We start from the raw sequence: 12,396 nt of genomic DNA on the forward strand, positions 1-12,396 counted from the left end.
TCCTCGACGATCAGGATGCGCAAATCCGTCTCTCCCTCAGGTAGGGGATTGAAATGGGCCGAATGCGCAGAATGGTCAAGGAAGCCCACAGTTCCGTCTCCTCGTCGCTCGCCCCCGAGTTTAAAGGCCCCCCTTATCGGCTCCGACCAATTATCCGGCCCGTTCGCGCATCGACATCGACGAAGAACACCTTGCCACTCTGTATGAATTTTAGCCGATAAGCCATTGCCGCAGCGTCATACTCCGGCCCCAGGTACTGCATTCCCGACATCTGCGGGATCACCATCTGCTCGATTTCTCGCAAGGACCGGACGTTGCCCGCCCGCCGCTCACGACGGACCTGGCCTTGCTCACTGATTTGATCCGCGCTGGCAATCGGCACCGCCACTGTCATGGTGCCGGTCACTACGCAGACCGCGAGAGCAAGCTTTCGGAGAGGGAGGAGCGTTTTCATCACGGGCATCCTAATGGCGCCAACGCCTTGAACAAGCCGTGAATACCCCTGAAAGCCGGCTAACTGTTGCCGTGCGGCCACTGTGCTTGCCATGGCGGGGCCGCAGACGCTAGGGCGCGGCCCATGGCAACTGCACCGATCCTCAGCTGGGAAGGCCTCGGCCTTGTCCAGGGCTCCGGCTGGCTCTTCAAGGACCTGGACATCAACATCGGCCCGCGCGACCGGCTGGCCCTGATAGGCCGGAATGGCGCTGGCAAGACGACGTTGCTCAAGTTGATCGCGGGCCAGGTCGATGCGGACAAGGGCACGCGATCGGTGCAGCCCGGCACGCGCATCGTTACGCTGGAGCAGGACCCGTTCTTCACCGGCTTCGACACGCTGCTGGACTTCGCGATTTCCGGCGACGACGCCCCGCCCCGGCATGAGGTGGAAGCGATCGCCGGCCAGTTGGGCATCGATCTTTCCCGCGCGGCAGACAGCGCCTCGGGCGGTGAACGCCGCCGCGCCGCCTTGTGCCGCGCTCTCGCTTCCGAGCCGGATCTGCTGCTGCTGGACGAGCCGACCAACCACCTCGACCTCGCTGCGATCGACTGGCTGGAAAGCTGGCTGCAGCGCTACAACGGCGCCTTCGTGGTGATCAGTCACGATCGTACGTTCCTGACCCGCCTCACGCGCGCCACCCTGTGGCTCGATCGCGGATCGCTGCGGCGCAAGGAAGTCGGCTTCGGCGGCTACGATGCCTGGGAAGAGCAGGTCTATGCCGAAGAGACCCGCGCGGCGGAAAAGATGGACGCCAAGCTCAAGATCGAAGCGCACTGGCTGGAACGCGGTGTCACCGCCCGGCGCAAGCGAAACCAGGGACGGCTTGCCAAGCTGTGGGAGATGCGTGCAGCCCGAGCGCAGATGATGGGCCCACAGGGCGCCGCCAAGCTCGCCATCGCCTCCGACGACACCAAGACCAAGTCGGTGATCGTGGCCGAGCATGTCACCAAGTGGTTTGATACTGCCGATGGCACGCCGCGCGCGATCATCAAGGACTTCAACTTGCGCGTGCAGCGCCGCGACCGGATCGGGCTGGTCGGCGCCAATGGTTCGGGGAAGACCACCCTGCTCAAGATCCTGACGGGCGAATTGGCGCCGGACGAGGGTTCCGTCACGCTCGCCAACACGCTGCAGGCCACGGTGATCGATCAGCAGCGCAGCCGCATGGCCCCCGAAAAGACCATCCGCGAAGTGGTGGCAGAGGGTGGCGACTGGATCGACGTGCGCGGCGTGCGCAAGCATATCCAAGGATATCTCAAGGATTTCCTGTTCGATCCCAACATGGTCGAGGCGAAAGTCGGTACGCTTTCGGGCGGTGAACGATCACGCCTGCTGTTGGCGCGCGAGTTCGCTCAGGTATCCAACCTCCTGGTGCTGGACGAGCCGACGAACGACCTTGATCTCGAAACGCTCGACCTCTTGCAGGAAGTGATCGCGGATTACGACGGCACTGTGCTGATCGTCAGCCACGACCGCGACTTTCTGGATCGGACGGTGACCGTTACGCTGGGCCTGGATGGCTCCGGGCATATCGACGTCATCGCGGGCGGCTATGCCGACTGGGAAGCGAAACGCCGCCAGCGAACCACGGCCGGCAAGGCGACGCGCGCGAAGGAGGAGACGGCCGCAATACCCGCACCGCCCCCGCCCGCCCGCACCAAATTGTCGTACAAGGACCAGCGGGACTACGAACTGCTGCCCCAGCGGATCGAGGATCTGGACGCGGCGATCGCCCGCGATGAGGCGGCGATGGCGGACCCGGCACTCTACACGCGCGATCCCGCCAAGTTCGCCAGCCTGAGCGACGCGATCGCCAAGGCCCGTTCCGAAAAGGATGCGGCGGAGGAGCGCTGGTTGGAATTGGCGGCGCTGGTCGAAGGCTAGATACCGGCGTTTCGCTGACCAGGGAAACTGCCGACCGCGTCCCCTTGCCAGAGCCTTTGCGATGGTGAAGAGCGCGCTTGGCCTATCGTCGATGGCTGGAGGACTTTGCGACATGATCAACCGCATCCGTGACATCCGCGCGCAAAAAGGTTGGACCCTCGCGCAAGTAGCGGCGGCCTGTGATCCTCCCACGACCGCGCAGACGATCGGCCGGCTTGAAACCGGCATGCGCAATCTGTCATTGATCTGGATGAACCGGATAGCCGCCGCACTTCAGGTTGAACCTGAGGTTCTGCTGCGGAGCGAGAGCGCCGAAGAGCCGACGATCACGGCAGTCCTCACCGCCAAGGGCGTCGACGCCCCGCACCGGCAAACCGACGCCGTACTGCCCACTGCGATCGCTGGGGATGGCGCGCTACGGGTCTTGGCGATCGAGGATGCGGCGGGTGATTATCGGAGCGGCGATCAAGTGTGGCTGCGGGAATGGCCGCTGGACAACGCCGCCGCGATCCTCAACCGGGATGTCCTGGCACCCCTGCCTGGCGGGCGTTTCGCGTTCGGTCGGCTGATCGGCCACGCCGATAATCGCGTCTCCCTGCTTCCGCCCGGCGGTGGGCAAAAGCAGGTCGATGTGTCTGAGCCCATCTGGATCGCGGTCGCCGAGATGCTGGTGCGCAAGCTTTAGGCGATGCGCGTCCTCTCCATCGCGACGCTGTTTCCCAATCCGGTGCGGCCGGGCTTCGGGATTTTCGTGGGCAACCAGATGCGCGCGATCGTCGCCCGGGGCGACGTTGACCTCACCATGGTCAGCCCGATCGGAATGCCGCCCTGGCCGCTTTCGCTGAAGCAACCCTACGCCCGCTGGCGATCGATTCCACGGCGCAGCGATGTGGTGGGCCTCAACGTTCATTACCCACGCTTCACTCTGTTTCCCAAGATCGGCGGCGACAGCAATCCCGCTCGCATCGCCGAGGCCGTCCTGCCCCTCGCGCGACAACTTCATGCCGAGCAGCCGTTCGATCTGATGGATGCGCAGTTCTTTGTCCCGGATGGACCGGCCGCGGCGATCGTCGCGCGCGCTCTCGGCTTGCCTTTGACGATCAAGGCGCGTGGCGCCGACATTCACTATTGGGGCAGCAGGCCCAAAGCCGTCTCACAAATGCTGTCCGCGGCGCACCAGTCCGCCGGGATGCTGGCCGTCAGCCGCGCCTTGCGTGACGATATGGTGGCGCTTGGCATGCCGCAGGATCGGATCGCGGTGCATTACACCGGCCTCGATCGCGAGCGGTTCCATCCCGTTGAACGCAAGGCGGCAAGAGCCTTGGTGTCAGCGCTCCCCGGCGTGAATGTACCTGAGGATGGCCCTCTGCTGGTGACGCCCGGGGCCCTGATCCCCCGCAAGGGGCAGCGCCTGGCGATGGAAGCGCTACGTTCGCTACCGGGCGTTCGACTTGCGCTGGCCGGTGCGGGGGAGGATGAGGCAGCCTTGCGGGCGCTTGCGCGAACGCTGGGCCTGGAAGATCGGGTGCATTTCCTGGGCCAGGTCGGCCACGATACCTTGCCCTCGCTGCTTTGCGCCGCCGATGCGCTGGTACTGCCTTCCGCCAGCGAAGGCTTGGCCAATGTCTGGGTAGAGGCCCTGGCCTGCGGCACGCCGATCGTCGTGCCGGATATCGGCGGCGCGCGGGAGATCGTGCCGGATCGTTCCGCCGGCCGGATCGTCGCGCGAGAGCCTGCGGCCATCGCCGCGGCAGTGACGGATATCCTCAACGATCCGCCGAGCCAATCAGAGGTGGCCGCGAACGTCGCCAAGTTCAGCTGGGGTGAGAATGCGCAGAACCTTGTGGCGTTCTGGAACGACATTCTCGAGAAGGAAGCACGCTAGATTCCGCTTCAGTCCCGCTCGTCGTTCCCACCGAAGCGGCAACGACGGAGGGTTCTGAATGTCAGGCCCCCCGCTCTCGAGCAAGGCGCTCCTGCCGGTCAAGGGAGGTCTCGGTCGAGACGAAGCTATCGGAATTGACCCGCAGCCAGATCAGGAACGGCGCAGACATGAAGATCGAGCTGTAGGTACCGATGAAGATACCCAGCGCGATTGCGGCGGTGAAGCCGAAGATAACCTCCGGACCCAGCAGCAGCAACGCGAACAGCGTGATCAGCACCGAGGTAGAGGTGACGATCGTGCGTGACAGCGTCTCGTTCACTGACAAATCGAGCAGCTCTGGCAACGGCATCTTGCGGAACTTCTTCAAATTCTCGCGAATGCGGTCATAGACGACGATCTTGTCGTTCAGCGAGTAGCCCAGCAGCGTCAGCAGCGCGGCGACGATGTTCAGGTCGAACTCCATCTGGGTCAGGGCGAACATGCCAATGGTCAGCAGGATGTCCTGCACCAGGGCGAACAAGGCGCCGACGGCGAATTGCCATTCGAACCGTACCCAGATGTAGATCGTGATGCCCAGCATCGCGAGGCCGAGCGCCAGCATGCCGGTGCGGAACAACTCGCCGGAAACCTTGCCGGAGACCGAGTCCACGCCGTCGATCCGGGCGTCCGCGTGGTTCTGGCGGATCGTGCCGATGATCTTCTGCGCCATCGCCTCGGCTAGCTCCGGATGGCCCTCGGAGCCATCGGGCAGGCGCATGCGAACGGTCACTTCGTTGGGCTTGCCGAAGGTCTGAATCGTCGGTTCACCGAAGCCGAGCGCGCCGACGCTTTCGCGAAGCTCCGATACCGGAGCGGCGGCGCTGCGTTCGAAGGTGACGCGGATCATCTGGCCGCCGATGAAGTCCACGCCCAGGTTAAGGCCGTGGGTAAACAACAGCACGATCGACGCCGCCATCGCCAGCAGGTTGGTGATGAAGAACGGCCACGTCCACTTCAGGAAGTGGATGTTGGTGTTGTCAGGGATGAGCTTGAGCAGTTTCACGAGGTCATTCCCTCAAAGCACGAGGTCGTTGGGGCGAGCGCGATGCAGCCATCCGGCCACCCACATCCGCGTTAACGTGACTGCGGTGAACACCGAAGTGACGATGCCGATCATCAGCACCACCGCGAAGCCGCGTACCGGCCCACTGCCGAAGGCGAACATCATGACGGCAGCGATCGAGTTGGTGATGTTGGCATCGAAGATGGCGCGGCTCGCCTCCTTGTAGCCATGCTCCACCGAGGCGACGACACGCCGCCCCCTCGCCCGTTCCTCGCGGATACGTTCGTTGATCAGCACGTTGGCATCCACCGCCGCACCGATCGTCAGCACGAAACCGGCGATGCCCGGCAGAGTCAGGGTCGTTCCGAAAACCGCCATGACGCCCAGGATCATCAGCACGTTAATGATCAGCGCAACGCAGGTGTAGACGCCGAAACGCCCATAGGTCAGCACCATGAAGATCATCAGCAGGCCTGTGCCGACCGCCATGGCGATCGCGCCCTTGTGGATCGAATCGGCGCCAAGGTCCGGCCCGACGGTCCGCTCCTCGACCACCTTGAGATCGACCGGCAAAGCGCCGGACCGCAAGGCGATGGCGAGCTGGGTGGCTTCCTGCACGCTGAAGCTACCGGAAATCTGGGCGCTACCGCCCAGGATCGGCTCGTTGATGTTGGGAGCGGACAGGATCTTGTCATCGAGGACGATGGCGAACGGCTTGTTGACGTTCTCAGTGGTCAGCTGCGCGAACTTCGCGCCGCCGGCCGTGTTGAACGTGATCGAGACGACGGGCGCATTGCTCTTGGGATCGAACGCCTGTCGCGCGTCGGTCAGCTGATCGCCCTTGATGCCGCCAAGACGACGCACGGCGAGCCCGGGCGAACCGCGGCCCTCCTTGGGGTCGGCATAAGGCAGAATCTCTGACCCGGCGGGCGCGATGCCCTTGGCGATATCGTCCGGCTGGGCGGTGACATCGACCAGCTTGAATTCCAACTTGGCGGTCTGGCCCAGCAGCTGCTTGAGCTGGTTGGGATCCTGCAACCCCGGAACCTGGACGACGATGCGCTGATCGCCCGAGCGCAGGATCGTCGGCTCGCGCGTGCCGAGCGCGTCGATGCGCTTGCGGACCACTTCGACCGCGGTATCCATGGCGTTGGTGACGGCCTGGTCGATCCCCTGCTGGGTCGGCGTCAGCACGAAGCGCGAGCCGTCCACCACCTGGATGTCCCAGTCACGCTGGCCGGTAAGACCCGCGCCGGTGGTGAGCGGCTGGATCGCTTCACGCGCGCTGTCCACCTGGCCGGGGTTCTTCACCATGAACGACAAGCGGCCGCCCTGGCTGGAAATATCGCCGACCTCGATCGCAGGCTCAGCCGCTTTCAGCTTGGTGCGGACCTGTTCTTCCATCGTCTCAAGCCGCTGCTGCGCCACCTGGCGCTTATCGGCTTCAAGCAGGATGTGGCTGCCACCGGCAAGGTCAAGACCCAGGTGAACACGCGGGCTGGGCAGCGAGGCGGGCCAGTTCAGCCCGGAAATCGCAAAGATCGACGGCAGCGAGGCCAGCATCGCGACACCCGCGATGAACCAGTACCAGGCCTTCTTCCATTTCGGGAAATCGAGCATCGGTGGCGCGCCTTCGCTCAGTCGTTCGCGGGCTTGGAGCCGGCGGGCGGGATGACGTCGGCGATGGTGGACTTGACCGCCTTCACCCGGACGCCCTGCGCGATTTCCACATTCACGTAATTCTCGTCCACGCTGATGACGCGGCCGATCAGGCCCCCGCCGGTCAGCACTTCATCGCCCTTCTTGATCGCCTCCAGCTTGGAGCGCTGCTCTTTCTGCTGCTTCATCTGCGGGCGCATGATCAGGAACCAGAAGATCAGGCCCATCGCCACGAACGGCAGATAGCTAAGCCAAGCCGGGGGAGTGGCGCCGGCTCCGGCGCCAGCGGCAAGGAGCGAGAGGATGGAAGTGTGCATGGGCTGCGAAACGCCTTCTTGTACTGTGGCCCGAACGCGTGACCGGCAAAGGATGCCGGGCCGCCGCATTACGGCAAGATCAGCGCGCGCGGTTAGCAGCATCCCAAGGCACTGGCAACGCGCGCCCGCTTTCGTTCCACCGCCAGTCGCGAGACGCTTGCACTCCTGCAAAGCCTTGCCTATAGGCGCGCCTCCGGTCGGGACGTAGCGCAGCCTGGTAGCGCATCACACTGGGGGTGTGGGGGTCGGAGGTTCGAATCCTCTCGTCCCGACCAAATTTTTCAACGAACAGATCACACCTTCCCCGCGCGATCGCCTTGGGCTAGAGCGCGCAGCCGAAGGGTGGGCTGTCGTCCATTCTTCGACATAGATCGCGCCGGTGCCCGGCAACGGGCTTAATCGGGAATGCGGTGCGGAGGATTTGCTCCTCCCATTCCGCGGCTGTCCCTGCAACTGTGAGCGGATAGCGCGATGCACTCGCCTCCTTTGACCGGAGGCAGCCACTGGACCGCGCGACCGCGCGATCTGGGAAGGCCGTGCATCAAGCTGTGACCCGCGAGCCAGGAGACCTGCCGGCGCTCCGGTCGCTCTTGCCTTGGTCCAGGGGATGGTCTCGGCACGGTTTATTCTTTCCGTCTGAGCGACGAAAGCGGTGCGGCTGGGGCTGCACGGGTGCTGCGCATCTGCGTGGGCGCAACGGCGCCTGCGTCTGGCGCGTGCTCGTCCAGAGCCCCTCCCCGTCACCTTTTGTTGGCTCGCCGCCCTGTGCGGCACGGAAGGGAAAAGCGCATGTCCGATCTGTCCAAGGTGCCTGTCACCATCGTCACCGGCTTTCTAGGGGCGGGCAAGACGACGCTGATCAGCCACCTGATCCGCAACGCCGGCGGGCGGCGGCTGGCAGTGGTGGTGAACGAATTCGGCACGCTGGGCGTCGATGGCGACATCCTGCAAAGCTGCGCGATCCCCGATTGCCCGGCGGAGAACATCGTGGAGCTGGCGAACGGCTGCATCTGCTGCACCGTCGCCGATGATTTCATCCCCACGGTAGAGCGGCTGCTGACGCTGGAGCCGCGCCCCGATCACATCCTGATCGAGACGAGCGGCCTGGCCTTGCCCAAGCCGCTGTTAAAAGCGTTCGAATGGCCTGCGATCCGCAGCCGCATCACGGTGGACGGCGTGCTCGCCCTTGCCGATGCCGAGGCCGTGGCGGCGGGCCGCTTCGCGCCCGATCTGGCGGCGGTGGACGCACAGCGCCAGGCCGATCCCAGCATCGATCATGAAACGCCGCTGTCCGAAGTGTTCGAGGACCAGCTGGCCTGCGCCGACATGGTGTTGCTGACCAAGGCGGACCTGGCAGGGCCGCAAGGCATAGCCGCCGCGCGCGCGATCATCGCCGCCGAATCGCCCCGCGTGGTGCCGGTGGTGGAACTGACCGACGGCGTGGTCGACCCTCGCGTCATCCTGGGGCTGGAAGCGGCGGCGGAGAACGATGTGGCCGCGCGGCCTTCTCACCATGATGGCGAGGACGATCATGAGCATGACGATTTCGACAGCACCGTGGTGACGCTTGGTGAGATCGCCGATCCCGACGATCTGGTCGTGCGCATCGAAGCCCTCGCGCGCGAACAGCATGTTCTGCGGGTGAAGGGCTATGTCGCGGTGACGGGCAAGCCGATGCGCCTGTTGATCCAGGCGGTGGGATCACGCGTGCGGCATCAATACGATCGCGCCTGGAAGCCGGGCGAGCGCCGCGAGACGACGCTGGTCGCCATCGCCGAGCGGGCGCATGTCGATCCCATCGCGATCCGAGAAGCTCTGGCGGGCTGAAGCCCCAGGCGATGCACGTCATCTTCCGCGAAGTGCACGGGATGGAGGAAACCGCCATCCCGCAGGATCTGGGGCAAGCGCCCGCGGACTTGGCGGTCCTGTCCTTCTCGGACAGCGACCTTGGCGCGTTCGCGCAAGGTTGGCATGAGGCGCGGCTGCTGGACCCCGCCTTCCCGACGCTGCGCCTCGCCAACCTGTCGGCGTTGGCGCATCCCTTGTCGGTCGATACGTATATAGAGCGTACCCTGGCCGGTGCCCGGGCGATCCTGATCCGGCTGATCGGCGGCGCGGCTTACTGGAGCTACGGCCTCGCCCAAGTCGAGGCGCTGGCGCGCGCCAAGGGGATCGCGCTGGCCGTGCTGACCGGCGACGGGCGGCCGGACGATCGCCTGGATTCGGCCTCCACCGTGCCGGTCTCAGTCGTTCGCGAATTGCAGGAGCATTGCCAGGCAGGAGGCGCAGAGGCGGCACGTAGCGCGCTGGGCCTGCTGGCGCAGCGGGCGGGAATCGCGGTGTCCATCGCCGGGAGCGCGCAAGCCTTGCCGCCAGCTGGGGGATGGCACCCGGCATCGAGCCTCTGCGATCCCAACCGCTTCGTGCGGCCGAGCGATCGCCCGCTAGTGCTGATCGTGTTCTACCGTTCGTACCTCACCGCAGACGACTTGGCTCCGTTCACCCAATTGCACGAGCAGTTGGAGCAAGCCGGCTTTTCCACTCTTTCGCTTTACGCCACCTCGTTGAAGGAACCACACGCACGCGCCGCGATCGGGCGATGGGTGGCGGCTCTGCAGCCGTCCGCGATCATCAACGCGACGGCCTTTTCCGCGCGGGACGAGGATGGCCATACCCCCCTCGACGCAGCGGACGTGCCCGTGTTCCAGGTCGCGCTGGCGACCGGATCGCAGGCTGCCTGGGCCGGTGCCCATCGCGGCCTTTCTCCGCCCGATCTGGCGATGCATGTCGTGCTGCCCGAGATCGACGGGCGAATATTTGCAGGCGTGGCCAGCTTCAAACAGAGCGGTGAGCGTGACCCGGACTTGGGCTTCGCGCAGGATCGCCACGGTGCCGACCCGGACCGTATCGCCGCGATCGTCGCCCGCATCTCCGGCTGGGTCTCGCTAGCGGCCAAGCCGGTGGCGGAGCGGCGGCTGGCGATGGTGCTATCCACGTATCCCGGCCGTGAGTGGCAGATGGCGCACGCCGTCGGTCTGGACGCCCTCGCCTCGACGGGAGCGATCCTCGCCGATCTGGCCCAGGCCGGATATCGCACGGCCCCCGCAGAAGCGCTGGAAGACAAGCTTCAGCAAGAGCGCCTCACTTGGCCCCTCGCCGAATACCGCGCTGCCCTCGCCACATTGCCCGCCGCCTTGCGACAGTCGCTGGCCGAGCATTGGGGCGATCCGGACACCGACCCTGCCGTCCAGAACGGCGCGTTTCATTTCGCGGCTACCCGATGCGGAAACGCCCTGATCGCGCTGCAGCCCGAGCGGGGCATGAGCGCGGACCGCACGGATAGCTATCACGATGTCACACGCTGCCCGCGCCACGCCTATGTCGCGTTCTACTTGTGGCTGCGCTCGCTCGGCATCGACGCGCTGGTCCACCTCGGCGCGCACGGCACGCTGGAGTGGTTGCCCGGCAAAGCGGTCGCCCTGTCCGACGCGTGCTGGCCGGAAGCTCTGACGCGCGGACTGCCGGTGATCTATCCGTTCATCGTCAACGATCCGGGCGAGGCGGCGCAGGCCAAGCGCCGGATCGCCGCCGTCACCATCGGCCACGCCCCGCCCCCGCTCTCCCCCACTCACCACGGCGCGGGGTTGGAGCGGATCGAGGCGTTGCTGGACGAATTCTCAAACGCCAGCGGCCTCGATCCCGCGCGCCGCGATCGGCTGCAAGGCGCGATCCGCGAAGAGGCGGCGTCCCTGGGCCTTGAGGCGGAGCTGGGCCTCGATAACGCCACGTCGCTGGTGGAGGCAATCACCCGCATTGACCGGTTCGTGTGCGATGTGAAGGAAAGCCAGTTCGGCGATGGCCTCCACGTATTCGGACAAGGCGATCACGGCGCGGCAGAGCGAACCGGATTGCTGACGGCGCTGGCCGGGCGGCGCGTTCCGCCTGGCCCCTCGGGCTCACCGTTCCGCGGGCGGAGCGACGTGCTGCCCACTGGCCGCAACCTCTACATGATCGATCCGCGCGCCGTGCCCTCTCGCTCGGCCTATGCGCAGGGCATCCGGTTGGCGGACGAGCTGGTGCGCCGTCATCTGCAGGACCATGGCGACTATCCGCGCGGCCTGGTGGTCGATCTGTGGGGCTCGGCGACGATGCGCACTGCGGGCGAGGAATTCGCGATGGCGCTCCACCTCCTGGGCGCGTGCCCGGTGTGGGACCATGCTTCAGAGCGGGTGACCGGGATCGAGATCCTGCCTCTGGCCCTGCTGGAGCGCCCGCGCCTGGATGTGACATTGCGCGTGTCGGGCTTGTTCCGCGATGCCTTTCCCGCACTGCCGCTGCTGTTCGGCCAGGCCGTCAGCGCGCTGTCACAGCGAGACGAGGAGCCGGAGTGGAACCCCTTCGTCGGCACCGCCCCCGGCGCGCGGGTCTTCGGTCCTGGGCCGGGAAGCTACGGCGTCGGCATGGGTTCGGCTGCGGACACCTACACCCTAGAGGCCCGGCAGGTGGCGGGCGAAGCGTGGCTGGCCGCCTCCGCCCATGCGCTGGATCGGCTGACGCCCGAAGACGACATGGCGGGCTTGCGCGCGCAGGTCGCGGGCGCGGATGCCTTCGTGCATTTGCAGGACCTGGCCGAAAGCGACGTACTGATTTCCGCAGACTACGCCGCGCATGAAGCCGGTTTTGCCGCCGCGCAGGCGGTCGCCGGGGGCGCGGCCGCGCTCTATCATCTGGACAACCGCGACCCCGATCGCCCGACAGCCCGAACTCTGACCGAAGAGATCGCCCGCGTCGTCCGTGCCCGGGCTGCGAACCCGGCGTGGGTGGCCGGGATGATGCGGCACGGTTTTCGCGGAGGCGCGGAACTGGCCGCCACACTCGATCATCTCGGCGCGTTCGCGCACCTGGCGGGCGGGGTGCCACCGCAACTGTTCGACCTTTATTACGACGCCACCCTGGCCAGCGACCCGGTGCGCCAGTTCCTGGAACAGGCCAATCCCGGCGCGCTGGCTGCCATGGAAGCGCGGTTTGCGGCTCTCCACGAGGCGGGGCTTTGGCCGACGCGCCGCAACTCGATCCTGGCGGCCCTGGGGGCAGCACGATGAGCGGCTTCACC

Annotated in this window: 9 protein-coding genes, 1 tRNA gene and 1 riboswitch; of the genes, 6 read left to right on the top strand and 4 right to left on the bottom strand. The window is 65.9% G+C overall.

All coding sequences use genetic code 11. The features are described from left to right. Nucleotides 1–133: 133 nt before the first annotated feature. The gene (locus ACHWRX_RS02025) at nt 134–394 is read right to left on the bottom strand and encodes a hypothetical protein (RefSeq protein ID WP_394657908.1); all 261 of its coding nucleotides are present in this window, start codon (nt 392–394) and stop codon (nt 134–136) included. Between the two features lie 183 nt (nt 395–577). On the opposite strand from ACHWRX_RS02025, the gene ACHWRX_RS02030 reads away from it, so the two are divergent. From ACHWRX_RS02030 to ACHWRX_RS02040, 3 genes are all read left to right on the top strand, one after another. Then, nucleotides 578–2,380, top strand: coding sequence for an ABC-F family ATP-binding cassette domain-containing protein (locus ACHWRX_RS02030; protein ID WP_394657903.1), 1,803 nt, complete (start codon nt 578–580; stop codon nt 2,378–2,380). Between the two features lie 112 nt (nt 2,381–2,492). Beyond that, nucleotides 2,493–3,065: a helix-turn-helix domain-containing protein gene (locus tag ACHWRX_RS02035; RefSeq protein WP_394657904.1), complete on the top strand. Its 573-nt coding sequence runs from the start codon at nt 2,493–2,495 to the stop codon at nt 3,063–3,065. 3 nt (nt 3,066–3,068) lie between these two features. Continuing rightward, nucleotides 3,069–4,265 carry a glycosyltransferase gene (locus tag ACHWRX_RS02040; RefSeq protein WP_394657905.1) on the top strand — a complete coding sequence of 399 codons (1,197 nt, stop codon included), beginning with the start codon at nt 3,069–3,071 and terminating at the stop codon, nt 4,263–4,265. Nucleotides 4,266–4,326: 61 nt separating this feature from the next. Here ACHWRX_RS02040 and secF read toward each other — a convergent pair whose 3' ends face one another. From secF to yajC, 3 genes are read right to left on the bottom strand one after another with little or no spacing between them, the layout of a single operon-like run. Beyond that, on the bottom strand, nt 4,327–5,307 hold the full coding sequence (gene secF / locus ACHWRX_RS02045; protein WP_183617450.1) for a protein translocase subunit SecF: 981 nt from the start codon (nt 5,305–5,307) through the stop codon (nt 4,327–4,329). Between the two features lie 12 nt (nt 5,308–5,319). Beyond that, on the bottom strand, nt 5,320–6,927 hold the full coding sequence (gene secD, locus ACHWRX_RS02050) for a protein translocase subunit SecD (RefSeq protein ID WP_288485852.1): 1,608 nt from the start codon (nt 6,925–6,927) through the stop codon (nt 5,320–5,322). Nucleotides 6,928–6,944: 17 nt separating this feature from the next. Then, nucleotides 6,945–7,283 carry a preprotein translocase subunit YajC gene (yajC, locus tag ACHWRX_RS02055; RefSeq protein WP_058735538.1) on the bottom strand — a complete coding sequence of 113 codons (339 nt, stop codon included), beginning with the start codon at nt 7,281–7,283 and terminating at the stop codon, nt 6,945–6,947. A gap of 198 nt (nt 7,284–7,481) precedes the next feature. On the opposite strand from yajC, the gene ACHWRX_RS02060 reads away from it, so the two are divergent. The 3 genes from ACHWRX_RS02060 (at nt 7,482) to cobN (ending at nt 12,385) form a co-directional block, all read left to right on the top strand. Further along, a tRNA-Pro gene (locus ACHWRX_RS02060) sits at nt 7,482–7,558 on the top strand. A gap of 85 nt (nt 7,559–7,643) precedes the next feature. Continuing rightward, nucleotides 7,644–7,875: riboswitch (cobalamin riboswitch) on the top strand. Between the two features lie 197 nt (nt 7,876–8,072). After that, nucleotides 8,073–9,110: a cobalamin biosynthesis protein CobW gene (gene cobW / locus ACHWRX_RS02065; RefSeq protein WP_394657906.1), complete on the top strand. Its 1,038-nt coding sequence runs from the start codon at nt 8,073–8,075 to the stop codon at nt 9,108–9,110. Between the two features lie 11 nt (nt 9,111–9,121). Beyond that, nucleotides 9,122–12,385, top strand: a complete 3,264-nt coding sequence (gene cobN, locus ACHWRX_RS02070) for a cobaltochelatase subunit CobN (protein ID WP_394657907.1) — start codon at nt 9,122–9,124, stop codon at nt 12,383–12,385. Nucleotides 12,386–12,396: the final 11 nt, after the last annotated feature.

Source organism: uncultured Novosphingobium sp. (assembly GCF_964277725.1).
In the GTDB taxonomy this organism is placed as follows: domain Bacteria; phylum Pseudomonadota; class Alphaproteobacteria; order Sphingomonadales; family Sphingomonadaceae; genus Novosphingobium; species Novosphingobium fluoreni.